21 protein-coding genes and 1 tRNA gene are annotated in these 26,084 nt (G+C 72.6%); 3 read left to right on the forward strand and 19 right to left on the reverse strand.

Annotated elements, in window-relative coordinates; genetic code table 11:
- Nucleotides 1-93 precede the first annotated feature (93 nt).
- A complete protein-coding gene (locus AC07AZ_RS15385; protein WP_356042913.1) occupies nucleotides 94-564 on the forward strand; it encodes an Lrp/AsnC family transcriptional regulator in 471 nt (156 codons plus the stop codon).
- A 203-nt stretch (nucleotides 565-767) separates the two neighbouring features.
- Here AC07AZ_RS15385 and AC07AZ_RS15390 read toward each other — a convergent pair whose 3' ends face one another.
- The 4 genes from AC07AZ_RS15390 to AC07AZ_RS15405 form a co-directional block, all read right to left on the reverse strand.
- Complete coding sequence (locus AC07AZ_RS15390; RefSeq protein WP_478847730.1) at nucleotides 768-1,559, reverse strand: S16 family serine protease; 792 nt, start codon at nucleotides 1,557-1,559, stop codon at nucleotides 768-770.
- Between the two features lie 260 nt (nucleotides 1,560-1,819).
- Nucleotides 1,820-2,461, reverse strand: a complete 642-nt coding sequence (locus AC07AZ_RS15395) for an IclR family transcriptional regulator (RefSeq protein WP_478847732.1) — start codon at nucleotides 2,459-2,461, stop codon at nucleotides 1,820-1,822.
- A gap of 359 nt (nucleotides 2,462-2,820) precedes the next feature.
- On the reverse strand, nucleotides 2,821-4,617 hold the full coding sequence (locus AC07AZ_RS15400) for a DEAD/DEAH box helicase (protein ID WP_478847734.1): 1,797 nt from the start codon (nucleotides 4,615-4,617) through the stop codon (nucleotides 2,821-2,823).
- 225 nt (nucleotides 4,618-4,842) lie between these two features.
- A complete protein-coding gene (locus tag AC07AZ_RS15405) occupies nucleotides 4,843-6,300 on the reverse strand; it encodes an MFS transporter (RefSeq protein WP_478847736.1) in 1,458 nt (485 codons plus the stop codon).
- A gap of 225 nt (nucleotides 6,301-6,525) precedes the next feature.
- On the opposite strand from AC07AZ_RS15405, the gene AC07AZ_RS15410 reads away from it, so the two are divergent.
- Nucleotides 6,526-6,597, forward strand: a tRNA-Cys gene (locus AC07AZ_RS15410).
- 87 nt (nucleotides 6,598-6,684) lie between these two features.
- Here AC07AZ_RS15410 and AC07AZ_RS15415 read toward each other — a convergent pair.
- The 9 genes from AC07AZ_RS15415 to AC07AZ_RS15455 all read right to left on the reverse strand — a co-directional run bounded on the left by AC07AZ_RS15415 (nucleotide 6,685) and on the right by AC07AZ_RS15455 (nucleotide 17,126).
- A complete protein-coding gene (locus tag AC07AZ_RS15415) occupies nucleotides 6,685-6,900 on the reverse strand; it encodes a hypothetical protein (RefSeq protein ID WP_478847738.1) in 216 nt (71 codons plus the stop codon).
- A gap of 105 nt (nucleotides 6,901-7,005) precedes the next feature.
- Complete coding sequence (locus tag AC07AZ_RS15420; protein ID WP_478847740.1) at nucleotides 7,006-8,088, reverse strand: SUKH-4 family immunity protein; 1,083 nt, start codon at nucleotides 8,086-8,088, stop codon at nucleotides 7,006-7,008.
- 499 nt (nucleotides 8,089-8,587) lie between these two features.
- Complete coding sequence (locus tag AC07AZ_RS15425) at nucleotides 8,588-8,710, reverse strand: hypothetical protein (protein ID WP_478847742.1); 123 nt, start codon at nucleotides 8,708-8,710, stop codon at nucleotides 8,588-8,590.
- Nucleotides 8,707-11,013 carry a xanthine dehydrogenase family protein molybdopterin-binding subunit gene (locus AC07AZ_RS15430; protein ID WP_478847744.1) on the reverse strand — a complete coding sequence of 769 codons (2,307 nt, stop codon included), beginning with the start codon at nucleotides 11,011-11,013 and terminating at the stop codon, nucleotides 8,707-8,709. The genes AC07AZ_RS15425 and AC07AZ_RS15430 overlap by 4 nt, the downstream gene beginning before the upstream one ends.
- Nucleotides 11,010-12,644 (reverse strand): (2Fe-2S)-binding protein, encoded by a 1,635-nt coding sequence (locus AC07AZ_RS15435; protein WP_478847746.1) that lies wholly within the window; start codon nucleotides 12,642-12,644, stop codon nucleotides 11,010-11,012. Before AC07AZ_RS15435 ends, AC07AZ_RS15430 begins: the two co-directional genes overlap by 4 nt.
- Nucleotides 12,641-13,534, reverse strand: coding sequence for an FAD binding domain-containing protein (locus tag AC07AZ_RS15440; protein WP_478847748.1), 894 nt, complete (start codon nucleotides 13,532-13,534; stop codon nucleotides 12,641-12,643). The genes AC07AZ_RS15435 and AC07AZ_RS15440 overlap by 4 nt, the downstream gene beginning before the upstream one ends.
- A gap of 233 nt (nucleotides 13,535-13,767) precedes the next feature.
- On the reverse strand, nucleotides 13,768-15,393 hold the full coding sequence (locus tag AC07AZ_RS15445; RefSeq protein ID WP_478847836.1) for a beta-N-acetylhexosaminidase: 1,626 nt from the start codon (nucleotides 15,391-15,393) through the stop codon (nucleotides 13,768-13,770).
- 831 nt (nucleotides 15,394-16,224) lie between these two features.
- Nucleotides 16,225-16,524 (reverse strand): DUF3039 domain-containing protein, encoded by a 300-nt coding sequence (locus AC07AZ_RS15450; RefSeq protein WP_478847750.1) that lies wholly within the window; start codon nucleotides 16,522-16,524, stop codon nucleotides 16,225-16,227.
- 29 nt (nucleotides 16,525-16,553) lie between these two features.
- Nucleotides 16,554-17,126: a YqgE/AlgH family protein gene (locus AC07AZ_RS15455; RefSeq protein WP_478847752.1), complete on the reverse strand. Its 573-nt coding sequence runs from the start codon at nucleotides 17,124-17,126 to the stop codon at nucleotides 16,554-16,556.
- A 252-nt stretch (nucleotides 17,127-17,378) separates the two neighbouring features.
- On the opposite strand from AC07AZ_RS15455, the gene murA reads away from it, so the two are divergent.
- Entirely contained in the window at nucleotides 17,379-18,725 is a 1,347-nt protein-coding gene (gene murA / locus AC07AZ_RS15460) for a UDP-N-acetylglucosamine 1-carboxyvinyltransferase (RefSeq protein ID WP_478847754.1), read from the forward strand.
- Nucleotides 18,726-18,853: 128 nt separating this feature from the next.
- Here the strand turns inward: murA and AC07AZ_RS15465 are convergent, their stop codons facing one another.
- The 6 genes from AC07AZ_RS15465 to AC07AZ_RS15490 form a co-directional block, all read right to left on the reverse strand.
- Nucleotides 18,854-19,135, reverse strand: coding sequence for an HU family DNA-binding protein (locus AC07AZ_RS15465; RefSeq protein WP_105974351.1), 282 nt, complete (start codon nucleotides 19,133-19,135; stop codon nucleotides 18,854-18,856).
- Nucleotides 19,136-19,542: 407 nt separating this feature from the next.
- Nucleotides 19,543-20,958 (reverse strand): NAD-dependent malic enzyme, encoded by a 1,416-nt coding sequence (locus AC07AZ_RS15470; protein WP_478847757.1) that lies wholly within the window; start codon nucleotides 20,956-20,958, stop codon nucleotides 19,543-19,545.
- 352 nt (nucleotides 20,959-21,310) lie between these two features.
- Nucleotides 21,311-23,710: a HelD family protein gene (locus tag AC07AZ_RS15475; RefSeq protein WP_478847759.1), complete on the reverse strand. Its 2,400-nt coding sequence runs from the start codon at nucleotides 23,708-23,710 to the stop codon at nucleotides 21,311-21,313.
- A gap of 72 nt (nucleotides 23,711-23,782) precedes the next feature.
- The gene (locus tag AC07AZ_RS15480) at nucleotides 23,783-24,595 is read right to left on the reverse strand and encodes a zf-HC2 domain-containing protein (RefSeq protein WP_478847761.1); all 813 of its coding nucleotides are present in this window, start codon (nucleotides 24,593-24,595) and stop codon (nucleotides 23,783-23,785) included.
- Complete coding sequence (locus tag AC07AZ_RS15485; RefSeq protein ID WP_010039908.1) at nucleotides 24,595-25,116, reverse strand: sigma-70 family RNA polymerase sigma factor; 522 nt, start codon at nucleotides 25,114-25,116, stop codon at nucleotides 24,595-24,597. The genes AC07AZ_RS15480 and AC07AZ_RS15485 overlap by 1 nt, the downstream gene beginning before the upstream one ends.
- A gap of 339 nt (nucleotides 25,117-25,455) precedes the next feature.
- Nucleotides 25,456-26,049 carry a CGNR zinc finger domain-containing protein gene (locus AC07AZ_RS15490; RefSeq protein WP_478847763.1) on the reverse strand — a complete coding sequence of 198 codons (594 nt, stop codon included), beginning with the start codon at nucleotides 26,047-26,049 and terminating at the stop codon, nucleotides 25,456-25,458.
- Nucleotides 26,050-26,084 lie beyond the last annotated feature (35 nt).

A 26,084-nucleotide genomic window follows, 5' to 3' on the forward strand; every position in this document is an offset into this window, starting at 1 on the left:
CGCAATAGTTCGCGTGAGCGCTGGGCAACATGACCAGCATCCTGCCCGGATCGCCGGGCGTTGTGTACAGGATGACCAGCTCCGGAGGCTGAGATGGCGATCGACCGTCTGGACGGCCGGATCATCGTGCTGCTGGCGCGGGAGCCGCGCATCGGGGTGCTGGAGATGTCCCGGCGGCTGGGGGTCGCGCGCGGGACGGTGCAGGCGCGTATGGACCGGCTTCAGTCGAATGGCGTCATCCGCGGCTTCGGGCCCCAGGTGGACCCGGCGGCGCTCGGCTACCCGGTGACCGCCTTCGCCACGCTCCAGATCCGGCAGGGCCAAGGAGCCGACGTACGGGCGCACTTGGCGGGTGTGCCGGAGGTGCTGGAGCTGCACACGACCACCGGCGGCGGGGACATGCTGTGCCGGCTCGTGGCGCGCTCGAACGCCGACCTCCAGCGGGTGATCGACCGGGTCGTCGGCTTTGACGGCATCGTCCGGGCCTCCACGGCGATCGTCATGGAGAACCCCGTTCCGCTGCGGGTCATCCCGCTGGTGGAGCAGGCCGCGCTGCACGAGTGAGGCGATGGCGCCCCGGGCCGGACCTGGCCGCCGGCCGACCGGGGTGGGAGGTGGCCGGGCTCGCCGCGAAGCACCCGGGCGGGGTGACGCTGTGCGGGGAGAGCGGGTTCGCCGACCGGGCGGACGGGCTGCCGGACAGGGAGAAGGAGTACGGGGTGAGCCTGCCGGCGCGGAACATCACCCGGATGGACAACCCGCGGCACTTAGCAGCTGGGGACCGAACCCTTGTCCTTCTCCAGCGCCACCAGGGAGTTCACCGCGCTCTTCAGAGTCGTCACGGGCACGAGCCGCAGCCCGTCGGGGAGTTCGGACTTCGCGTCGGAGCACTCCGCCCTCGGCACCAGGAACACCGTCGCCCCGTCCCGCCGCGCGGCCTGCGTCTTCAGGGCCACGCCCCCGACCGCGCCGACCGTCCCGTCCGGGTCGATCGTGCCCGTACCGGCGACGGTGCGGCCGCCGGTGAGGTCGCCGCCGCTGCCGTCGCCGTCGAGCTTGTCGATGATGCCGAGGGTGAACAGGAGTCCGGCGCTGGGACCGCCGACGTCGGCGAGCTTCAGGGTGACCTTGACGTTCTCGTCACCGAGGTGCAGGTAGGCGAGCGCGGCCTCGGTGGCCGCGTCCTGGGACTCCTTCATCTGCGCGGTGTTGTGCCGCTCGATCTCCTTGGCGCTCTGGCCGCTCGGATAGACCGCGTCGCGGGGCATGACCGCGCGGTCGGTGCGGAACCAGGAGTCGAGGATGTCGTTCAGGGCCACGTGCGTGTCCGGGTTGGTCGCCTCGATGGTCGTCATCCGCAGCTGCCCGCTCGTCGCCCGGGTCGGCGCGCCGGAGACGGTGATCACCTCGGTGCCCTGGTTCTTGCCGAGGACGTTCGCCGTCAGACCGGGCTGCGCCAGCGAGAACGGCAGCGGCGCGACGGCCGCCGTGGCGAGGAGGGCCACGACAGGCAGGGCGCAGACGGCGACGGCCTGGAGGCGTGTGAGGCGAGAGAGCACGGGATCAATCTAACGTGGCGACGACTTCCGGCCAGGGGCGGGCGGCGCCTGCGCCTGACGCCCGCCGGGGTCTCTTCGGGGCGTCAGGCCCCGGGCACGTCAGGGGACATCCGGCTCGTCGTCGCAGGCCGGTCCTCGCCCGCCGGTCGCCGACCGTACTCGCGGGCCGTACGTGCCGGTCGTACTCGCGGGCCGTACGTGCCGGTCGTACTCGCGGGCCGTACGTGCCGGTCGTACTCGCGGGCCGTACGTGCCGGACGTCAGCGCAACGCTTCCGCGACCTCGCGTGCCGCGTCGACGACCCGCGGGCCCACCCGCTCCGGTACGGCGTCCGCCAGCATGACGACTCCGACGCTTCCCTCCACGCCGGTGACCCCGAGCAGCGGTGCGGCGGCGCCGCTCGCGCCCGCCTCCAGCTCCCCGTGCGTCAGCGTGTACCCGGGCTCCTGTGCGGGCTTCTGCCGCGCGGAGAGGATCGCCCGGCCCGCCGCCCCGCGGTCCAGCGGGTGCCGGAACCCGGCGCGGTAGGCCACGTGGTAGTCCGTCCAGGTCGGCTCGACCACGGCCACCGCCAGCGCCTCCGCCCCGTCGACCAGGGTGAGATGGGCGGTCGCGCCGATGTCCTCGGCCAGCGACCTCAGCGCGGGCAGCGCCGCCTCCCGCACCAGCGGATGCACCTGGTGGCCCAGCCGCAGCACGCCGAGCCCGACCCGGGCACGACCGCCCAGGTCACGCCGTACGAGCGCGTGCTGTTCCAGGGTGGCGAGCAACCGGTAGACCACGGTCCGGTTGACGCCCAGCTTGTGGGAAAGCTCGGTGACGGTCAGCCCGTGGTCGGTGTCGGCGAGCAGCTTGAGGACACGCAGTCCCCGGTCGAGCGTCTGAGAGGTCTCCGCGGTCACGACGCCCACTCCTTAAGTGGTGAGGTCGGCGACCCCGTCACGGCGTGCGTCACGAAGTCCCGTCCGTGACGCGCGTCAGAGGCCGCCGATCGGCTGGCGATCCGGCCAGTCCGGACCGCGTCGCTTCACGGCTGCGCTCCGCGGCGGCGCTGCCACGGGGCGTGTGCGTAGCGGGACAGTAGCGAAGCAGGTTCGCTGAGCGGAAGTCTCCGTCCAGAATCCGGGCAGCGACCGGGACGGAGTACGTCCGTTTGTCCTCATACGTACGGCGCGCGACGGCGTCACGCGCCCCGGTGACGCACGTCACGGCTTCGCACGCCCCGGTGACGGAGGTCGGTGGAGGGCCGTACGGGAGGAGCTCACCGCATGCGGGTGGCCCACTCCTGCACCTTGGCGATCCGCTGCCGCAGCTGTCCGGCCGTGGCCTCGGCGCTCGGCGGGCCGCCGCACACGCGCCGCAGCTCGGTGTGGATGACCCCGTGCGGTTTGCCGCTCTGGTGGACGTATGCCCCGACCATCGTGTTGAGCTGCTTGCGCAGCTCCATCATCTCCTTGTGCGAGACGACCGGCCGCCGCTCGGCGGGCAGTTCCAGCAGGTCGGCCTCCTCGTCCGGCTTCTTGCGGCTGTGCGCGATCTGCCGGGCCTGCCGCTTCTGCAGCAGGAGCTGGACCTGGTCGGGTTCGAGGAGTCCCGGGATGCCGAGGTAGTCCTGTTCCTCCGCGCTCCCCGGGTGGGCCTGCATGCCGAACTCGGCGCCGTCGTAGAGGACCCGGTCGAAGACGGCCTCGGACTCCAGGGCCTCGAAGGCGAACTGCTCCTGCTCGCCGGTGTCCTCGTCCTGCTCCTGGTTCGCCTCGTCCATCTCCTTCTCGGACTCGGCGTAGGGGTCCTCCTCCCCCTCCTTCTTCGGCTTGTCGAGGGCGTGGTCGCGCTCGACCTCCATCTCGTTGGCGAAGGTGAGCAGGTCGGGGACGGTGGGGAGGAAGACCGAGGCGGTCTCGCCGCGCCGCCGGGACCGCACGAAACGCCCGACGGCCTGGGCGAAGAAGAGCGGGGTCGAGATGGTCGTGGCGTACACGCCGACCGCGAGCCGCGGCACGTCCACGCCCTCGGACACCATGCGGACGGCGACCATCCAGCGGTCGTCGCCGTGGCTGAACTCGTCGATCCGGTCGGAGGCCCCGGCGTCGTCGGACAGGACGAGGGTCGCCTTCGTCCCGGTGATCTCGCGGATCAGCTTGGCGTAGGCGCGGGCGGAGTCCTGGTCGCTGGCGATGACGAGGGCGCCGGCGTCCGGGATGCCCTTCCTGACCTCGGTGAGCCGGCGGTCGGCGGCGCGCAGCACGCTGGGCATCCACTCGCCGCGGGGGTCGAGCGCGGTGCGCCAGGCCTGGCTGATCGCGTCCTTGGTCATGGGTTCGCCGAGCCGGGCGGCGATCTCGTCGCCGGCCTTGGTGCGCCACCGCATGTTGCCGCTGTAGGAGAGGAAGATGACGGGCCGCACGACCCCGTCGGACAGCGCGCTGCCGTATCCGTACGTGTAGTCGGCGGCGGACCGCCGGATGCCGTCGTTCCCCTCCTCGTAGGCGACGAACGGAATCGGGTTGGTGTCCGACCGGAAGGGCGTACCGGTGAGCGCCAGCCGGCGGGTGGCCGGCTCGAACGCCTCCAGGCACGCCTCGCCCCAGGACTTCGAGTCACCGGCGTGGTGGATCTCGTCGAGGATCACCAGCGTCTTGCGCTGCTCGACGCGGTTGCGGTGCAGCATGGGCCGCACGCCGACACCCGCGTACGTGACGGCGATCCCCTGGTAGTCCCTGCCGAGCGGGCCCGCGCTGTACTCGGGGTCCAGCTTGATCCCTATCCGGGCGGCGGCCTCGGCCCACTGCTTCTTCAGGTGCTCGGTCGGCGCGACCACGGTCACCTGCTGCACGACGTGGTGGTGCAGCAGCCAGGACGCCAGCGTCAGAGCGAAGGTCGTCTTCCCGGCACCGGGAGTCGCGACCGCGAGGAAGTCACGCGGCTGCTCCTGGAGGTACCTCTCCATCGCCCCCTGCTGCCAGGCACGCAGCTTGCCCGCGGTCCCCCAGGGGGCGCGGCCGGGGAAGGCGGGAGAGAGGTGGTGGGACGTCGAGGAGGCGGCGGTGGTAGTCACGGTCTCCGTAGGGGGGTCGAATGGGGGGCCGCGCGCGGGGCGTCGGGTGGGGCGGGTGGTGCGTGACGGGCGGGCGGGCGGCTTGCTACGTACGACAACCGGGCCACCCTACCGGCGGCCCCCCGCCCCCCACGCGCGGACAAGCCCGCGCGACACCCGGGTGGGACTGACGTCACAGCCCTTGGCTCGCCGCTCCCCCTGCGGCTCGCCGCTGTGCCTCGCACCTCACCGTTCCCGCACCCGGGTCGTCACCCAGGCGCCCAGCAGGGCCACGGCCGCCATCGGCAGGAAGACCGCGGCGAAGGCCGCCGGGTGACCGCCGGACGCCTCGCTGGCCGCGTGGGTCACCGTGCCCCCGCCCAGGGCGGCGAACGCGGCGCCGCCGGCGGCCAGCAGGAGCACGTTGGAGAGGCCGTCGGAGATCTGCAGGGCGGCCGAGTTGGCGCCGGCCTCCGACGGGGCGGACAGGTGCAGCAGGAGCACGCTGGTGGAGGAGATCACCAGGCCCATCCCGAAGCAGCCGAAGCCCCAGGCGACCGCCACGGTCCAGGCGGGCACGGAGTCGATCAGGACGCTGGGGGCCGCGGCGATGGCGGCCGCCACCAGCACCATGCCGAACGTCATCAGCCGCTCCCGGTACGGCTCCACGCGCGGCCGGGACTGCACCCAGGAGCCCAGCGCCCAGGTCCCGCCGCCCGCGGCGAGGGAGAACCCGGCCAGGGTCGGGGAGAGTCCGCGCTGGGTGACCAGCATCAGCGGCACGAAGGACTCGGCCGCGATGAAGGAGCCCGCGGCGAGCCCGCGCAGCAGCACCACCGACGGCAGCCCGCGTGCCGCCCGCCAGGTGCCGTGCGGGAGCAGTCCGAGCACGGCAGGCGCGAGCAGGGCGACGCCCGCGGCGGCCGGGAGCAGCGACAGCCACCGCAGGTCCTGGGCGGCGTACTGGAGCAGCCCGGCGCCGAGGGAGATGCCGAGGGCGAGCCGGATACGGCGGCGGCCGGAGGGATCGCCGCTCTCGCGCTGCGGGGCGCCCTCGACCGGGCCGGACGACCGGTGCCGTATCTGTGGCAGCGCGAGGGCCAGCGGGAAGACCACGAGCACCGGGATGCCGAGGAACACCCAGCGCCAGCCGAGGTGTTCGGTGACCGCGCCGGAGGCGAGCGGGCCGACGACCGAGGGGACCACCCAGCTCGCGGCGAACGCCGCCATGATCGACGGCCGCAGCCGGGACGGGTAGGCGCGTCCGACGACGACGTACAGCGCGACGATCACCAGCCCGCCGCCGAGCCCCTGCACGGCCCGCCCGAGGATGAACAGCCACATCGCGGCGGCGGTGCCGGCGAGCACCAGTCCGGCGGCGAAGGCGGCGATGCCCGCGGTCAGCGCGCCCAGCGGGCCCCGCCGGTCCGACCACTGGCCGGCGAGCACCATCCCGAACAGGCTCGTCGTGAAGTATCCCGAGAACGCGAACGCGTACAGCGACACCCCGTCCAGCTCCCGCGCCGCGACCGGCATCGCCGTACCGACCGCCGTGGCCTCGAACGCGATCAGCAGGACGACGGAGACGATGCCGATGCTCAGCGCCCGGTAGGGCCGTCCGAGCACGGTCTCCTCGCCTGCGGGGACCGGGGAGGGGGTGAGGGCCTGTGCGACGCCGGTGTCGCGCGGTTCGGGCGTGGTCATGACGGCCAGGGTAAGGGTCACGGACCACTTTTACCCCTGTCTGTGGGTGGCCTCGCACCGGGACCTTGGTCCTACGACCACCGCTGATCACCCTGCCGTTCATGAACGGCACATGGCAGTCCCGTTGCGGCGCACCCCGATTCCTTGAACCCCTCCCCCACCCCGCCCTACGGTCGACCCACGAGCTCGGACGACCGGCGACCACCGGCCCCCGACCTCCCCAGTGACCGTGTGCCCGAGTGGTTCAGGGGCTCGCCTGCAAAGCGAGTTACGTGGGTTCGAATCCCGCCACGGTCTCCGTTCGCCCGAGCGGGCGGAGCGGAAGGGCGGCATCCCGGCGGGGTGCCGCCCTTCCGGCCGTCCGGACAGGCCGGGGCCCGTGGCTCACGTGTCCCACGTGTCCGGGCCGCCGTCGCGCCACTCGATCCGGTCGGACTGGCGGACCCAGTCGTCGTCGACGTTCTCCAGACCCGCGAGGCGCAGGAACTCGACGATGTCCAGGACGCCGTACGCCATCCCGAGGAACCGGTCCGCGGCCCGGACCCGGCGGCCGCCGTCGCCGCCTGGCGGGTAGATGACGATGGGCTGCACGATGGCCATGGCTACAGCCTGCGGGCGGGGCGGGAGGGGCGCACGGTGTGCTGCGCCGCCCGCGTGCCGCCCGGGCCGGCCGGGCAGTTCCGGGAGCCCGCGCGCCCGGGGCCGTCAGCGGAGGCCGCCCGTCTCCTCCTGGAAGACGTTCGTCCGGTCGGACCGGCCGGTGCGGTCGGTCGTGGACAGGACGTGGATCATCGTCGCGGCGAGCCGGTCGTAGGTGTCCGTCGTCAGCTCGGGAGCGGACGCCGCGTCGGTGTTCACGGCGTTCTCGGCGGTCAAATCGTTCCGGGCGGTCTCGTCGCGGTGCAGCAGCCAGAGCGTGCACGCGAACGTGGAGACGTCCGTGTTCAGCGGGTACAGGGTGGCCTCGGGCTCGCACCAGTTCAGGACCGCGCCCGTGGCGCCGTCGACCACCAGGCTGTTGCCGTCGACGAGGTGCCCGAGGCGTATCAAGTGGTCAGCTCGGGAGGGGAGTTCGACGGGACCCGACTCCGTGGGCCACTGGTCGGCGTAGTACTCCGCGAGGCTCGGCAGTGACACGTCGGTGTCCCGGTGGAAGAGGAAGGCGTCCTCCGGCAGACCGGTCTGGCGCAGGAAGCGGCGGGTCGGCTCGTGGGTGAGGGCCGCGGGGAAGTCGATGTCCTCGAAGCGGGCCACCCCGCCCCGCCCGAACTCCTGGTCCAGCAGCCGGGCCGGGAGGTCCAGGGCCAGTCCCGAGTCCGTACCCGTGTCCGGGCCGGCCGCCAGGGACAGCGGCCGGATCAGTGCCGCCAGTCTCCACAGCGGCGCGGGTTCACCGCCCGCGCCCCCCTCGAACTCCGCGAGCAGTCGCCGGGACGCCCGCGCCCCCGCCTCCGGCCCGAACCGCCCGGAGTGACAGGCGAACCGGCCTCGCAGGCGCGCCAGTTCGTCGGTCACGGCGGCGAACCGCACGAGGGTGCGCAGCGCGGGCGCGAGGCTGCGGCGGTCCCTCAGGTCGGGGCGGTCGTGGAAGAAGGACGCCGGGTCGACCGTGGAGTCCGCCATCGTCCCGAGGCCCTCCCGGCGCGGCTCGTCGAGGGTGGGCAGGTCGCCGGTGAACGGCAGCCGGGCGTCGGTCGGCCAGTGGCACACCGACGCGTACGTGAGGTACGGGTCGAGGTCGCGGCCGGTCGCGGTGATCACCGCGAGACCTGTGTCGATCGTGTTCATGGTTCCCCCGTGCACTGTGTCGCGCAGTCCCCCGGCAGGGCTCGCCCCGGCCGTCGGGTCCTGTCGAGGGGGCCGTACGCCACTGGTCGAAGCGGTCGTCCCCCACTGCTCGGAACACTACGCCGCGCCACTGACAACGCCACCGAATTCGCCCCGGACCAGGCACGCCACCGGCGCCGCCTCCGTATCGGTCCCGTCCGTATCGGTCCCGTCCGTACCGGTCGCGTCCGCGCCGGTCCGCCGTACGGCATCACCGGCAACTCGCCGCGCCCCGGCAACTCGCCGCGCCCCGGCAACTCGCGTCGCCCCTGCACTACAAGACGCTCGACCGGCCTCGCCCGTTCCCCCGGAACGCGTCCAGCCGCGGGAACACGTCCAGCCGCGGGAACACGTCCAGCCTCGGGAACACGTCCAGCCACGGGCACACCTCACCGCGGACCCGCGCGCGACGCGCCCCGCACGGGAACGCGCGGGAACGCACGGCGGACGGCGCCGTTCCTCAGGTGAAGTAGACGCCGCCCAGCACGACCACGATCGCCGCCAGGACGAACACCAGGACCCACACCAGCAGTTTCCCGACGCTGGGCGGGGGTTCGTAGCGCGGCGGCTCGGGCGCGGTCACTGGCCGGTCACCACCGCGGCCTGCGGCCTTATCGGCAGCCGGTTCACGGGGCGGCCGGTGGCGGCCCGTACCGCGGAGGCGATCGAGGCCGGGGAGGTCACCACCGGCACCGCGCTGGCCGCCTTGGCGCCGAAGGGCGCGACCACGTCCCGCTCCTCGACCAGCTTGACGATGTGGATGTCGGGAGCGTCCAGCGCGGTGGGCAGCGCGTACCCGGTGAGGTCGGGATGGCGGACCAGCCCGCGCGCGGTGCGCAGGTTCTCCGTCAGCGCGATGCCCACGCCCTGGGTGACGCCGGCCTCGATGCGTGCCGCGAGCTGCGCGGGGTTCAGCACCCGGCCCACGTCCTGGGCGAGCGCGAGCTCGACCACCCGTACCGAGCCGAGTTCGATGTCGACGTCCACCACCGCGCGGATCGCGCAGAAGGCGAGGCCCACGAAGGCGTCGCCCTGGCCGGCCGCGTCCAGCGGCTCCGTCGGATGGGGGCGGCACTGGGCCGTGGCCCACAGCTCCTTGCCCTCCATCGCCTCGGTGACGGTGGTCGACAGCACACCGTCGTAGGAGGTGATCTTGCCGTCGGTGATCTGGAGCAGTTCGGTGGACATGCCGAACTTGTGCGCCAGGGGCTGCAGCAGCTGCGTGCGGACCATCCTGGCGGCCCGCTCCACCGCGCCACCGGACACCCAGGTGTGGCGCCCGCGGGCGCCCGGGCCGGCCGGTGGCTGGTCGGTGTCGACGGGCGCCACGTGCACCTCGTCGATACCGAGCGTCTCCTGCACGATCTGTCTCGCGAGGGTCGTGAAGCCCTGGCCGGTCTCGACGGCCGCGCACAGCACCGTCGCCACGCCGTCCTGGACCCGCACGGTGGCCGTGGACACCTCGTCGGCGCCCTCCGCGCCCAGCATGTGCACCATGCCCAGCGCGTAGCCGACACCCCGGCGCACCGCGCCCGGTTCGCCGGCGCCCTCGGGGCCGCCGGGCAGCAGCCACTCGTCCTCGGGGGTGTCCTTGGGCAGCGGCGGCAGCGGGTGGTCGCGGACCGCCTGGAGGAGTTCGGCGACCGGCGCCGGGCAGGTGACGGTCTGGCCCGTGGGGAGGACGTCGCCGGTGGCCATCGCGTTGCGCAGGCGCAGTTCGGCCGGGTCGAGGCCGAGCTTCTTGGCGAGTTTGTCCATCTGCGCCTCGTAGGCGGCGCACACCTGCATGGCGCCCTCGCCGCGCACATGGCCGGAGGGCGGGTTGTTGGTGCGCACGGCCCAGCCCTCGATGAAGGCGTTCGGGACGACGTAGGGCCCGCAGGCGAAGCCCACGGCGGCGGCCAGCGTCTCGGCGGAGGTGTCGGCGTACGCGCCGGCGTCGAGCAGGATCTGCGCCTCGACCTTGACGAGCCTGCCCTCGGCGTCGGCGTGGTGGCGGTAGCGCAGCAGGGTGGGGTGGCGGTGGGCGTGCCCGAGGAAGGACTCCTCGCGTGTGGCGGTCAGTTTCACCGGGCAGCCGGTCTTCAGCGCGAGCAGGCCGAGCGGGAGCTGGAAGCCCTGGTCCTCGCGGTCGGCGGTGGCGCCGGGCACACCGGTGACGACGACCTTCACGCGCTCGGGCTCCAGGCCGTAGCAGGCGGCGGCCGCGTCGCGGTCGGTGTGCGGGTCGGTGGAGGCCAGGTACAGCTCGACGCCGCCGTCCGGGCGGGGCACGGCGAGGCCGGCCTCGGCACCGATCGGGGCGGGGTCCTGGCGGCCGATGCGGTACTGGCCCTCGACGACGACCTCACCGGTCGCGTCGGGGTCGCCGTGGTGCAGCGGGATGTGCCGGATCAGGTTGCCGTCGGGGTGCAGCGGCTCCGCCTCGAAGGCCAGTTCGGGGTCGGTGACCGGGTCGAGGACCTCGTACTCGACGATGACGGCGGCGGCGGCCATGCGCGCGGTGTCGGGGTGGTCGGCGGCGACCGCCGCGATCGGCTCACCGTGGTGGCGTACGACGTCCGAGGCGAACAGCGGTCGGTCGGCCCGGCCGCGGCCGTGCGGCGCGCTGCCGGGGACGTCCTCGTGGGTGACCACGGCCCGTACGCCGGGCATCTCGCGCGCGTGGGTGGTGTCGATGGACAGGATGCGCGCGTGCGCGTGCGGGGAGCGCAGTACGGCCGCCCACAGCAGGCCCTCGGCCCACAGGTCGGCCGCGTACGGGAAGGTGCCCTCGGTCTTGGCGCGGGTGTCGGCGGCGGGCAGGGAGGCGCCGATGCCGTGCGGGATGGCCTCGGGGGCGGGGGCTGCCTCCGCGGTGGTCGCGGTGGCGGCTTCGTTGCTCACTCCGGGCCTCCGTCCTGTCCGTACGCCTGGTCATGGGTTCTCGGCGACTCGAACGCCGACAGGTTGACCCCGCCGGCCCCCGGGCCCGCCTGGTGAGGGATACGTGCCTCGTCGCCGTCGTGTTCGACGTCACCGGCCTTGCCGTGCGCCTCGCGTTCGGCGGCGACCTCCTTGACGGCCTCGACGACACCCCGGTAGCCGGAGCACCGGCACAGGTTGCCGCACAGGGCCTGGCGGGTCTCCAGTTCGGTCGGCGCCGGGTTGCCCTCGAGGAGGTCGTGGACGGTCATCGCCATGCCCGGCACGCAGAAACCGCACTGCACGGCGCCGCACCGGGCGAGCGCCCGCTGCACGTCCGAGGGCTGTCCGTCGACGGCCAGGCCCTCGACGGTGCGGACCTCGCTGCCGGCCGCGGTCACCGCGGGCACCAGGCAGGACGCCACGAGCCGGCCGTCGACCTGGACGTTGCAGGCGCCGCACTCGCCCTGCGAGCAGCCGTCCTTGGCGCCCGCGAGGCCGAGCCGCTCGCGCAGCACGTAGAGCAGGGACTCGCCGATCCAGGCGTCGCTGACGGGCCGTTCGGTGCCGTTGACGCGCAGCACGTACGACGCGAGGGGGTGCTCCTCGCCGGAGGGCGCGGGGGCGTCGGGGGTGTCGGCGCCGGAGGTCCCGTCACCGGGGTCCGTGGCGGGCTCGCCCGCCGCCTCGGTGGCGGGCGGTGCGCCGGAGGTGTCGGTGTCGGGCTCCGCGAGGGCCGCGGCGGACCGCTGAGCGGCCTCTGCTGCCTCCGCGGCCGCGACGGAACGCTGAGCGGCCTCTGCGGCCTCTGCGGCCTCCTGGGCGGCCTCGGCGGCCTCCCGGGCCTCTCCGACTTCCACAGCGGCCTGTGAGGCGGCTACGGCGGCTTCCGCGGGCGTTTCTCCGTAGTGTCCGGCGGAGGGGTCGCGGTCGGCCGGCCCGGACCCGGCGTGTGCGGAGGGCGCCTCGCCGGAGCGGCCGAGGAGGTGGGCCGCGGACTCCGCGTGCCCGGCGGCGTCCGGCCGCTCGGCCACGGCGGGCTCCTGGGACTCCTGGGTCCAGGGCTGGGCCGGCTGGGTCGCCCAGGGCGCGGACGCGCCGCCGGGGAGCGTGGCTGGGGGTGTGCCGCCCCACTGCTCGACCAGGGCGGACGTGGTGAACTCGCCCGACTCGTCGGGGAGGTCGCCGCCGGCGACCGGGATCGACCACTGGCCGGTGACGTCGTGGCCCGGGGCCGTGGGGGCGTCCGCCGCCGTGACGTCACCGAACTCCCACTGTCCGGTGGCCCCGGGACGGTAGGTGAACCGGTCGTCGCCGACGCCGTGCGGGGCCGCGTTCGGGTCGGGCCACCGGGCGGTTTCGGCGGGCATCGCCCAGGTGCCGCCCGCCGGGTCGGCGCCCGGCTCCGTGCCGGGGGTGACCGTGATCTGCGGGGGCACGTATCCGTGCCCCGGCGCGGCGAGCGGGGTGTCGGCCGAGGCCAGGAGCGCGTCGATACCGCCCTCGGGCAGTTTCACGAACGCGGTGGCGCCGTCGTCGTAGTCGCCCTGGGGCAGCGGGTCCCAGCGGCCCCCGCTCCTGGGCGTGTCTTCCGCGTGCTGGTCGTCGGTCACGACAGCGCCCTCCCCAGTGCTCGTCGGGCCAGAGCGGCGACGGTGCGCCGCAGGTGCAGTACGGCCGGCGGATGCTGCGGTACGGAGCCGTCCTCGGCCGGGGCCGGGTCGGGGATGCAGGCCGCGGAGACGTACTCGCCGAAGGCGGTCAGCGCCTCGGGGACGATCGCGCGGCCGTTGTCCCAGTCGATGAGCCGGCCGACCCACTGCTCGGCGTCCAGGGGCCGGAGCGGCATCGGGGCTATGGCGCCGACGGCGCACCTGACTCCGCGCCGGGCGGGGTCGAGGACCAGCGCGACGGACGCCATCGCCCGCCCGGGTCCGGTGCGGCCCGTCGCCTTGAGGAAGACCTGCGGCGCGTGCAGCAGCGGCACGCGCACGTAGCCGATGAGTTCGCCGGCCCGCAGCATCTCCATGCCAGCCAACAGGTGCGAGACCGGCATCTCCCGGCGGGCTCCGCCCGGGCCCGCGATGATCAGCGTCGCCTCCAGGGCCGCCAGCACGGGCAGCGCGTCCCCGGTGGGGGCGGCGGAGGCGATGTTGCCGCCGAGGGTGCCCGCGTTGCGGATCTGCGGCGGACCCGCGGCGCGCGCGGCGGCGGCGAGCGCCGGGATGAGCGCGGCGAAGTCGGGGCGGCCCATGCGCGCGTGCGTGAGTCCGGCGCCGAGCAGCGCGTGCCCGTCCTGGTACTGCCAGCCGCGGATCTCGCTGATCCGGCCGAGGCCGACGAGCGCGGCGGGCCTGAGCTGCCCGGAGTTGACGGCGGCCATCAGGTCGGTGCCGCCCGCCACGGGTACGGCGGCGGGCATGGCTGTGAGTGCCGCCACCGCCTCGTCCAGCGTCGTGGGCAGCGTGACGGCCTGCCCCGCCTGCGGTGCGTGCGTGGTCAAACCGGCTGCCCCTTCCCGCTGCCCCACCTGGTCCCACGTGGTCCCACCTGTGCTGCCGTACGGTACGTGCTGACAGGGCGGACGTGGCAACTCTGGCACATCTTCGCAACACCCGAAGACGGGGGTCCGCTAGGGGCTGTTCGCCCGTTTCGACCGCGATATAAACCGTTTTCGTACGGCATCACCGGTGCGTGCGTTGTGCCGCTGTTCGTTGACCAGTGGGGCCTTTCCCCCTACCTGCTCGGCGGCTGACCGTCCTTCGGGCGGCCGGGCACGCCGGGCCGTCGCTGCCACGGCAGGGGCCCGGACGGCGGCCGGTAGGCGACGCCCAGGCCGTCGAGCCGCCGGTAGTGGGCGGCCATCCGCCGCTCGAAGCCGGCGAAGTCCCGTTCCGCCGGGGCGGGCAGGCAGCTCCAGGCCACCTCCGCGAACGCCGCGAGCCGGGGGAAGGTCTGGTAGTCGACGCGCCCGCGGTCCTCCATCACCTCGGTCCACACGTTGGCCTGGGTGCCGAGCACGTGCGCGGCCTCCTCGGGGGTCAACTCCGGTGGAACGGGCTCGAACCGGTAGACGTCCTCCAGGGTGCGCACGTACGCGATGGGCACCGGTTCGTCGGCTCCGCCGTCCTGCCGGTAGTCCAGGTAGACCTGCTGCTCGGGGCACATGACCACGTCGTGGCCGGCCCGCGCGGCGGCGATGCCGCCCCGGTACCCGCGCCAGGAGGAGACGGCCGCGCCGTCCGCGAGGCCGCCCTCCAGGATCTCGTCCCAGCCGATGAGCCTGCGCCCGCGCGCGGCCAGCCAGGTGTCGAAGTGTCCGATGAACCACGACTGCAGTTCGTCCTCGTCCGCGAGGCCGAGTTCAGCGACGCGCGCCTGCGCGGTGGGCGACCGCCGCCACTGGTCCTTGAGGCATTCGTCACCCCCGACGTGAACGAACCGCGAGGGGAACAGGTCGAGGATCTCCTCGAAGACCCCTTCGTAGAAGCGCAGGGTGGTCTCGGTGGGCGCGAGTACGTTGACGGAGATCCCCCAGTCGTCCCAGACGGAGAGGGCGGCGGTGTCGACGACGTCGGTGTTGCCGAGTTCCGGGTACGCGGAGATGGCGGCCTGTGAGTGTCCGGGCACGTCGATTTCCGGGACGACGGTGATATGCCGCTCGGCGGCATAGGCCACGATCTCCCGGATGTCGTCCTGGGTGTAGAAGCCACCGTGCGGCTTCTCCTCCCACACCCGCGAGGTGCCGTGGCCGGTTTTGGTGCGCGCCCGCCAGGAACCGATCTCGGTCAGTCGCGGATACCGCTCGATCTCGACGCGCCAGCCCTGGTCGTCCGTCAGATGGAAGTGGAAGACGTTGAGTTTGTGCGCGGCCATGAGATCCAGTTGCCGCAGCACGTCGTCCTTGGGCAGGAAGTGCCGGGCGACGTCGAGCATCAGGCCGCGCCAGCGGAACCGGGGGGCGTCCTGAACGCGCGTCAGCGGCAGCCGCGGGCGCCGGCCGGGGAGCGGGGCGCGCCGGAAGGCGTCCGGGCCGAGGAGCTGACGCAGTGTCTGGGCGCCCCAGAAGAGCCCGGCCGGGCCGCCGCCGGCCAGGTGCACCCCGCCGCGCAGCACGTCGAGGCGGTAGCCCTCCGCCCCGAGTTCCGCGGTGATCTCCGGGTCGAGGCAGAGGCGGATGACGTCGTCCTCGCCGCCTTCTCCCGGCGGCAGGGGCAGGCCGGTGGCCGCGCCCACGGTGGTGCGCAGCCAGCGTTCGGTGCCCTCGGTGCCGGCGCCCGCGACCAGCCGGGTGGCCGGGCCGGGTTCGAAGAAGCCAGCCTCGGCGAGGGTCACGTGCCGGGGCTCGGGAATCACATCGATCACGTCAGTCCTTGACCGCTCCGCCCGGCCCCAAGACCGGTCGTCGCTGTACGAGTACGGCAGGGATGAGGAGGAACTCACGCGTGTACGCCGGCCCGGGAAAGGCCGGCGGGAAAGGTCCGCCGGGGAAAGCGTGCCCGGGTCGCCGGGTGCGGCGGGATCGGCGCACCCGGGGTGTTCGGCCGGCCCGACTCCCGCGGGGGAAAAGGGGCGTCGGCAAAAGTCCCGCGGGCGGTGTCCGGACCACCGGAGACATGCTCGGCGAGGTGGCCGGCAAGCGGAAACGGAATCGCGTCTCGGCGCTCGCCGCCGGAAACACGATCGACGCCGGGACGGGCGCGGGGGTGTGGGCCGCGACAAGGCCGTGGGCGAAGTGGCGACCGAATTCCGGCCGCCCGGGGAATCACCGCGGGGAAACGCCGTGACTGCCCTACGCCGACGACCGGTCGGCGGTTCCGGGGACGAGGTGGGGCGGCCCGAAGTCCAGCCGGGCGGGCGGAGATTCCCATGAAGCAGCCCTCCGAGCGTTGCAGCATGCGCAATAGACGTTTCGCTCTGCACAACAACACCTGGAGGTTACGGACCGCACCGCCGCGCCGACAAGAGGTCTCGACCACTCCGTGGCCACCCGACGCGTCCCGTGCGCCGGAGGGACCGCGGCACCCGGGGTCGGGGCCGACATGATCGATCCCGCCGTGGCCACCTCCCTGGACGAGAACACCGGCGGCGACCGCGGCACGGACAGCGACAGCACCACCCGAAGGCAGAGGCCCCCGCGGCGCGTCGGAACGCGCCGCGGGGGCCTCGTCGGTCTCGGCCGAGCGGACAGGGCTACTTGCCGTCGCCGCCCTTGTCCTTGTCGCCACCGCCGGCGCCCATGGACTCGTAGATCTCCTTGCACATGGGACACACCGGGTACTTCTTCGGATCACGGCCCGGCACCCACACCTTGCCGCACAGCGCGACGACGGGCGTCCCGTCGAGGGCGCTCGCCATGATCTTGTCCTTCTGGACGTAGTGGGCGAAGCGCTCGTGGTCACCGTCGCCGTGGGACACCTGCGGCGCCGGCTCTACGAGGGTCCCCGTACCAGTACCTCGCTGCGGCTGGGGCTCGGGCTCAAGAGTGCTCATACCAGCCAGGGTACTGAAGCGCGCACCCGTCAGTTGAGCGAAGGGTCGTCGGGATAGGTTGCCACCATCGCCAGCTCGTTGCGCTGGCGGCGCAGGACCTCGCGCCAGAGTCTCTCCGGCGACGGGGAGGAGACGTCTCCGGGCTCCGACTCGACGACGTACCAGGCGCCCTCGACGAGTTCGTCCTCCAGCTGGCCCGGGCCCCAGCCGGCGTACCCGGCGAAGATGCGCAGGGAACCGAGTGCGGAGGCCAGCAGCTCAGGCGGGGCCTCCAGATCCACCAGGCCGATCGCGCCGTGCACCCGGCGCCAGCCGAGCGGGGTGCCGTTGAGCGCGGCGCCGCCGGGGATGACGGCGACGCCGAGGGCCGAGTCCAGGGAGACCGGGCCGCCCTGGAAGACGACACCGGGCTCCCCCGCCAGATCCGCCCAGCCCTCCAGGATGTCGCCGACGTCCACCGGGGTCGGCCGGTTGAGGACGACACCGAGGGAGCCCTCCTCGTCGTGGTCGAGAAGGAGCACCACCGCGCGGTCGAAGTTCGGGTCCGCCAGGGCGGGGGTCGCCACGAGCAACCGCCCTGTGAGCGAGGACACCTCGGTCATGCCAGACATGATCCCGCATCTTCCCAGTCCGTGGGGAGCCAACGGGGGTACGGGAGTGAATGCAGCTCAGGGCGGAATGGAGCGCCCCCGGCGCACGCGCGCCCCGGTGACCCCACGTGCCCGGAAGGGAACGGTTCGTGTTGTGACACAGCTATGACGTACCTGGGCCGTCCCTGGGCTTACAGAAGGGGGGTGGGCGGCGATTACCCTTTCCCTTCTGGCCCCTGCCCGACTCATCGGAACGCGAGATACATGACCGTCAACGGCTCTGACGACGTACTGCTTGTCCACGGCGGGACCCCGCTCGAGGGCGAGATCCGTGTTCGTGGTGCGAAGAACCTCGTACCGAAGGCCATGGTCGCCGCCCTGCTGGGCGGTGCGCCGAGCCGTCTGCGCAATGTTCCGGACATCCGGGACGTGCGCGTCGTACGCGGACTGCTGCAACTGCACGGTGTGACGGTCCGTCCGGGTGAGGAGCCGGGCGAGCTGGTGATGGACCCGTCCCACGTGGAGAGCGCGAACGTCGCCGACATCGACGCGCACGCGGGTTCGAGCCGTATCCCGATCCTGTTCTGCGGCCCGCTGCTGCACCGTCTGGGACACGCCTTCATCCCCGGCCTCGGCGGCTGCGACATCGGCGGCCGGCCCATCGACTTCCACTTCGAGGTGCTGCGGCAGTTCGGCGCGCGCATCGAGAAGCGGGCGGACGGCCAGTACCTGGAGGCACCGCAGCGGCTGCGCGGCACGAAGATCCGGCTGCCCTACCCGTCGGTGGGCGCGACCGAGCAGGTGCTGCTGACGGCCGTCCTCGCGGAGGGCGTCACGGAGCTCTCGAACGCGGCCGTGGAGCCGGAGATCGAGGACCTCATCTGCGTCCTGCAGAAGATGGGCGCCATCATCGCGATGGACACCGACCGCACCATCCGCGTCACCGGTGTGGACGAGCTCGGCGGCTACGACCACGGCGCCCTCCCGGACCGCCTGGAAGCCGCCTCCTGGGCGTCCGCGGCGCTGGCGACCGAGGGCGACATCTACGTCCGCGGCGCGCAGCAGCGCTCGATGATGACGTTCCTCAACACCTACCGGAAGGTCGGCGGCGCGTTCCGGATCGACGACGGTGGCATCCGCTTCTGGCACCCGGGCGGCCAGCTCAAGTCGATCGCGCTGGAGACGGACGTGCACCCCGGCTTCCAGACGGACTGGCAGCAGCCGCTGGTGGTGGCGCTGACACAGGCCACGGGCCTGTCCATCGTGCACGAGACGGTGTACGAGTCCCGGCTCGGTTTCACCTCCGCGCTCAACCAGATGGGCGCCCACATCCAGCTCTACCGCGAGTGCCTGGGCAGCTCCGCCTGCCGCTTCGGCCAGCGCAACTTCCTGCACTCGGCCGTCGTGTCGGGCCCCACGAAGCTCCAGGGCGCCGACCTGGTCATCCCCGACCTCCGCGGCGGCTTCTCCTACCTCATCGCCGCGCTCGCGGCCCAGGGCACCTCCCGGGTGCACGGCATCGAGCTCATCAACCGCGGCTACGAGAACTTCATGGAGAAGCTCGTGGAACTGGGCGCGAAGGTGGAGCTGCCGGGCAAGGCCCTCGGCTGACCGGCCGGGCCGGCCCCCGGGCCGGCCCCCGCACGCACCACGAAGGGGCGGCACCCGGTTCTCCGGGCGCCGCCCCTTCTGCGTCGCTTACGAGCCCTACGCCGTTCCGTGGCGTGAAGGCGGCAAGGTCACTTGCCCTTGGCGGCTTCCTTGAGCTTCGAGCCCGCGGAGACCTTCACGCTGTAGCCGGCCGGGATGTTGATCGGGTCGCCGGTCTGCGGGTTGCGCGCGGTCCGAGCGGCACGGTGGGTGCGCTCGAAGGTCAGGAAGCCGGGGATGGTCACCTTCTCGTCACCCTTGGCTACGATCTCACCGACGGTCTCGGCGAACGCGGCCAGAACGGCGTCGGCGTCCTTGCGGGTCACCTCGGCGCGGTCGGCCAGCGCGGCCACCAGCTCACTGCGGTTCATGTTGTTACTCCCGTGTTCTTCTTGCTGTTGAGGCGTGACACGCGGCGGAGCCGCATGTTGGGTACAGCGAAGCCGATGCTGCCAGGGTCTGCGGTGAGCCCCCGGACCCGGGTCCGTCGTCAGACCCTCGCGCCCAGAGACGCATCCTGCCCCTACCTGCGGCGGGAAAGCCAATCCGGTACCCCCAGGAGTCGTGAGAACACCCCTGGGAGTCACGCGGGAAGCGTCACGGCCTCAGCCTGGTGACACTCCGTGAAGGGCTTCAGCCTGGCCGACACCCTAAACGGCGTCCCGAGGGCCCGGGTTCCACGACGCGCCGATGTCAGACCTGTCGTGGCGATCCTCACAGCCGGCACGCACCGTCCACCGCACCGTCTTCCGCTCTCCACCGTACGGGCATCCGCCGCCTACGCGGTGGCTCCGGCGGCCTTCGCGGCCTCCCGCACGGCACCGGCGACGGCGCCCGCGACCTTGTCGTTGAAGACGCTGGGGATGATGTAGTTCGGGTTCAGCTCGTCCTCGGTCACCACGTCGGCGAGGGCGGTCGCGGCGGCGAGCATCATCTCGGTGTTGACGGTGCGGGACTGCGCGTCCAGCAGGCCGCGGAAGACACCCGGGAAGACCAGCACGTTGTTGATCTGGTTCGGGAAGTCGGAGCGGCCGGTGGCCACGACCGCGGCCGTCCGGCGGGCGACCGCCGGGTCGACCTCCGGGTCGGGGTTCGCGAGCGCGAACACGATGGCGCCGTCGGCCATGGCGGCCACGTCGTCGCCGTCGAGGACGTTCGGGGCGGAGACGCCGATGAAGACGTCCGCGCCGCGCACGGCCTCCTTGAGCGTGCCCGTCAGGCCCTCGGAGTTGGTGTTGTCGGCGATCCAGCGCAGCGGCGAGTCCGCGGCGGCCTCGACCAGGTCGGCGCGGCCGGCGTGCACGACGCCGTGGATGTCGGCGACGACGGCGTTCTTGACGCCCGCGGCGATCAGCAGCTTCAGGATGGCCGTACCGGCCGCGCCGGCGCCGGACATGACGACCCGGATGTTCTCGATCGCCCTGCCGGTGACGCGCAGGGCGTTGGTGAGGGCGGCGAGGACGACGATCGCCGTGCCGTGCTGGTCGTCGTGGAAGACGGGGATGTCGAGGGCCTCACGCAGCCGGGCCTCGATCTCGAAGCAGCGGGGCGCGGAGATGTCCTCCAGGTTGATGCCCGCGAAGCCGGGGGCGATCGCCTTGACGATCTCCACGATCGCGTCGGTGTCCTGGGTGTCCAGGCACAGCGGCCAGGCGTCGATGCCGGCGAACCGCTTGAACAGGGCCGCCTTGCCCTCCATGACCGGCAGCGCGGCCTTGGGGCCGATGTTGCCGAGGCCCAGCACGGCCGAGCCGTCCGTCACGACCGCAACGGAGTTGCGCTTGATGGTGAGACGGCGGGCGTCCTCGGGGTTCTCGGCGATGGCCATGCACACCCGGGCGACGCCCGGGGTGTAGATCATCGAGAGGTCGTCACGGTTGCGGATCGGGTGCTTGGACTGCATCTCGATCTTGCCGCCGAGGTGCATGAGGAACGTACGGTCCGAGACCTTGCCCAGGATGACGCCCTCGATGCCGCGGAGCTCCTCGACGATCTCGTCGGCGTGCGTGGTGGAGCTGGCCGCGATGGTGACGTCGATGCGGAGCTTCTCGTGTCCGGAGGCGGTGACGTCGAGGCCGGTGACCGAGCCTCCGGAGGACTCCACGGCGGTGGTGAGTTGCGAGACGGCGGTTCCGCTCGCGGGCACCTCCAGCCGGACCGTCATCGAGTAGGAGACGCTGGGCGCCGTTGCCATGCCGACTTCCTCTGCTTTCACCGTGTACTGCGCGTGCGGCACTTACTGTGCCGGGTCGCGGGTTCGCGGTCCGATCGTCGCACCTACCGCCGAGTACGCGGTAGCCGCCCCGGATTGCGATCGTTGTGTTCTCAGCAAAGGAGGCCCACGTCACATCGTGACGTGGGCCTCCTCCTGCTCAGTGACACCGACCCGCCATGCTCGCCTCGCGGCAAGTGGTCGCTCGTGGCGACGAAGGTTGGGCCCGGGGGCTTGGATCGGGCCGGTGTCACACCCAGGCTAACAAACAGATCCCGGAAGGCCATTCCCATCCCGAGAGTTCATCCGGAACAGCCCGTTCGGACGCCTGCGCTCAGTCCCGGAGAAGGTCCGGGACCCCGTCCGCGTCGGGCTGGTCCCGCTCGGCGGAGACCACCGTCAGCTGCTGGGTGGCCCGGGTGAGCGCCACGTAGAGCACGCGCAGCCCGGCCGGGGACTCGTCCGCGATCTCCGCCGGGGAGACGACGACCGTCGCGTCGTACTCCAGGCCCTTGGCCTCCAGGCTGCCCAGCGCCACCACGCGGTCGCCGAGCCCCGCCAGCCAGCCTCTGGCCTCCTCGCGGCGGTTCATGGCGACGACGACGCCGACGGTGCCGTCCACCAGGTCCAGCAGCCGGGCCGCCTCGGCCCGCACGGTCCGCGCCAGGGACTCCGGCGCGGCGGACTCCCGTACGGCGGGCACGGCCGATTCCCGTACGGCGGGCACGGCGGGTTCCCGCGCGGTCGTGCCCGGTCCTCGCGTGGTCGCGACGAAACGCGGCCGCACCCCGGTGGAGCGGACGGCCGACGGGGAGCGGGCGCCCGGCATGGCGAGCGCCAGGACCCTCGCCGCCAGCTCGGCGATCTCCGAGGGGTTGCGGTAGTTCACCGTCAGCTCGAAACGGCGGCGCGGGCGGCTGCCCAGGGCCTCGTCACGGGCCTGGGCCGCCTCCTCGGGGTCCGACCACGAGGACTGCGCCGGGTCGCCGACGATCGTCCAGGTGGCGTGCCTGCCCCGGCGGCCGACCATCCGCCACTGCATGGGCGTCAGGTCCTGCGCCTCGTCGACGATGACGTGGGCGTACTCGACGCGCTCCTGCGCCAGCCGCTCGGCCCGCTCGCGCTGGGTCTCCTCGCGCACCGGCATCAGTTCGTCCAGGCCGGTGAGGTGGTCGAGCGGGTCCAGCTCGCGCCGCTTGCGCGGGCGGGCGAGGACGCCGAGGATCGCCTGGAGCTCGTCGAGCATCGCGATGTCGTGCACGGAGTGTCCGTCGCGCCTGAGCGAGCGGGCCGTCCGGCGGATCTCGCCGGGGTTGAGGATGCGCCGGGCCCAGCGGCCCAGGCGCCGTTCGTCGGCCATCGCCGCGAGGACGGCCGCCGGGGTCAGCTCCGGCCACCAGGCGTCCAGGAACTCGATGAAACTGTCCTCGGAGCTGACGTCCTCGTCGAAGGAGGAGCGCAGTTCGGCCACCAGTTCGGGGTCCGTGTGCCGGCCGGCCGAGCCCGAGCGCGCCCACAGTGCGTCCAGGAGCAGCTTGCGGGCGCGGGGACGCAGCAGGTTGACGGGCGCGGTGCCGCTGAGGGCGTTCTCCCGGACCCGGCTCAGTTCCGCGGCCTCCAGTTCGAGGCGGCGGCCGTGGGCGACGACCCGCAGCAGGGTCGGTGAACCGCTGGGTTCGAGGGCTCCGCGCGCGGCCTTCCGCAACACCTTGAGCATGCGGTACGACCCCTTGGCGCGGGCCACCGGCGGGGCGTCGTGGAGGGTGGCCTCGGCGCCGTCGACGAGCGAGCCGATGGCACGGATGGCGACCTGGCCCTCCTCGCCGAGCGAGGGCAGCACGCCCTCGGTGTACGCCACGAGCAGCGGGGTCGGCGAGACGATCAGGATGCCGCCCGCGTACCGGCGCCGGTCCTGGTAGAGCAGGTAGGCCGCCCGGTGCAGGGCGACAGCCGTCTTGCCCGTGCCCGGGCCGCCCTCGACATACGTCACGGAGGCGGCGGGGGCGCGGATCACCAGGTCCTGCTCGGCCTGGATGGAGGCGACGATGTCCCGCATGGTGTGGCTGCGGGCCTGGCCGAGGGCGGCCATCAGGGCGCCGTCGCCGATGACGGCCAGCCGGTCGCCGTCGAGGAACGCGGTCAGCTCCGGGCGCATGAGGTCGTCCTCGACGCCGAGGACGCGCCGGCCCTTGGAGCGGATGACGCGGCGGCGCACGACCCGGCCCGGATCGACCGGGGTCGAGCGGTAGAACGGGGCCGCGGCCGGCGCCCGCCAGTCGATGACCAGCGGCGCGTAGTCGGAGTCCAGGACTCCGATACGGCCGATGTGCAGGGTCTCGGCGATGTCGGCGGTGTCGTCGTCCCGTACGGCACCCTCGGCGGGCTCCACGGCGGTGTAGGCGCCGTCGGGGCCCTTCTTGCCGTCCCTGCCGGGCAGCAGGTCGATACGGCCGAAGAGGAAGTCCTCGAACTCGTTGTTCAGGCGGTTGAGGTGAACCCCCGCCCTGAAGACCTGCGCGTCCCGCTCGGCCAGTGCGCCGGGCGTGCCGACCTGACCGCGCTGGGCGGCGTCGTTCATGAGGAACTCGGCCTCGTGGATCTTCTCCCCGAGCCGGCGGTACACCCGGTCCAGGTGTTCCTGTTCGACGCTGATCTCTCGGTCCCGCACCGAATCCAGTGCGGCCTTGTCCTGATCCGAGCCGACCGCGGTTTCCTGCTGAGCCTGAGCGGCCACCGGGCCCCCTTCTGACGTGCTGGGCAGCCGTCAACCGTACGCGAAGGGGGCCCCCGGAAGCTACGCGCGTGCCTACGCGTCGATTTCCACCAGCCGTTTGCCGGGGAAGGTCATGACCTCGAAGTGGTCGATCTCGTTGGGCTTGAAGGCCGCTCCGCCGCCGATGTACAGCGGGTTCTTGGCCTCCTCCTTCGTGGCGTCCGGCAGGCCGTAGCCCCACTTCGAGACGGACCAGGACGACACCGTCTCGCGCTCGCCGTTCTTGCCGACGGCGATCAGGGAGCACTTGAGCGGGCCCTTGACGTTCTTGAGCTGGAGGACCGCCTGCGTGCCCCAGTCCTTCTCCGCCATGGCGACCGTGCCGGTGACACCGGTCGACGAGTCCGTCGCCGTCACCTTGTCGCTCAGCGTGTTGAACAGCTGCTGCGCGGCGGGCGGGGCCGCCTCGTTGGTGCCGTTGTTCGAGTCGCCGCCGGTCGCCGCCATGACGGTCAGCGGACCGCCGATGATCAGCGCGGCCGCGGCGGCCACCAGGTAGAAGCCACGCCGGCGCTTGTGCGCACGCCGCTCGGAGACCTCGTCGACCAGCTTCTCGGCGAGCCGCGGGCTGGGCCGGGCGGACAGCGACTCCCCGATGGCGGGGGTGCCGGAGCCCGGCAGGTCGGCGAGCGCGGCCAGCATCGGTTCCATCCCGGCGAGCTCGTCGAGCTGCTGGGCGCACCACTCACAGGTGGCGAGATGGGCCTCGAAAGCGGTTGCTTCCCCGTCGTCGAGAATGCCGAGGGCGTAGGCGCCGACGGTTTCGTGCTCGTTAGGGCCCGGAGATCCCATCATGGGGCCAGACATACCCGAACCACCCGTTCCGAATCCCCCGTAAACACTCATCACGCCGTCACCCCCCGCTCCTCCAGTGCCAGCTTCATCGACCGAAGCGCGTAGAAAACCCTTGAGCGCACGGTGCCGCTGGGAATGCCAAGGGTCTCAGCCGCCTCGTTGACGGTACGCCCCTTGAAGTACGTCTCGACGAGCACCTCCCGGTGGGCCGGGGTCAGGTCGTCGAGCGCGTCGGACAACGTCATCAGCCACAGCGCCTTGTCGATCTCGTCCTCCGCGGGGATGACCTCCAGCGGCGACGGATCGACCTCCTGCGGCCGGGCCTGCCGGCTGCGGTGGCCGTCGATGACGATGCGCCGGGCGACCGTCACCAGCCAGGGGCGTACCGAACCGGTCGCTCGATTGAGCTGGCCGGCGTTCTTCCAGGCACGGATGAGCGTTTCCTGGACCACGTCCTCGGCCCGCTGCCGGTCTCCCGCGACCAGCCGGAGTACATACGCAAGGAGGGGTCCGGCGTGCTCCCGGTACAGGGCACGCATCAGCTCCTCATCAGGTTCCGAGGGCTGGGACATGCGATGTCGGGCCCTCGATCCACGTTCATTGGCCACGACAGAATCCTTGCGCACGCCCACCTCCGATGTCCGGGGGTTCCCCCAGTCGGTCGCTCATCCACGGGTACGGACGGGGGTGCGGGTGTGTTCAACGTGACGCGACAGTTTCCCACGGGGTGACGTGACGAGGTTGGACATGAGTGCACATTCCTACCGCGCGATCTTTACATTTCCACCACATCAGCAAGATCACGCGGACTGCCCGACTCGCCCGGGAGGTAAACGAGGTGTTATCGAAATCACTTCGACGATGATTTCACAGAAGCCGCATATCGGGCGGCTGGAGGGTCTGTTGATCACTCAGGCTCGCGCGACGGCCGCCCGCCGACGGTGCCGGGCCACTCTTTCGCGGTTCCCGCAGACCTCGCTGGAGCACCAGCGCCTCCTGTGTCCGCGTGACGTGTCCAGGTAGACGATCGGGCAGTTGTCCCCCTCGCACTGCCTCAGCCCCGCCCTGGCGACCGGGTCGGTGAGCAACTCGACGGCGTCCCGGGCGATCGCGCCGAGCAGCGCCCCGCAGCCGGGCGGCGCGGCCAACTCCCTGACGAGGGTGCCGTCCTCGCCGCGCACCGCGCACGGGGCGGGGGGCGCGGCCCCGGCGAGCTGGTTGACGCGGGCGAGCGCGAGGTCGTAGGGCCGGCTGTCGGGTGGCAGCCCACCGGGTACCAACTGGGCGATACGACAGCGCAGTTCCCGGAAGCCGACCAGCCAGGAGTCCTCCGTGTGCCCGAGCGCGGTGCCGGCCGGGACGAGCCCCGACGCGGCGATCCAGGCACGCAGGACCCCGACGGAGTCGAGCCGTTCCCCGGGATGGGTGGTCGCGAGAAGATCGAGACAGACCCGCCCGGCGCCGAACCGCAGTTCGCAGGAGACCGTGGCCGTACCCAGTGCCATGTGCCTGTCACCGCCTAGGGTGCCCCGCTCACGAG

It is taken from the genome of Streptomyces sp. NPDC043878 (genome assembly GCF_056435735.1).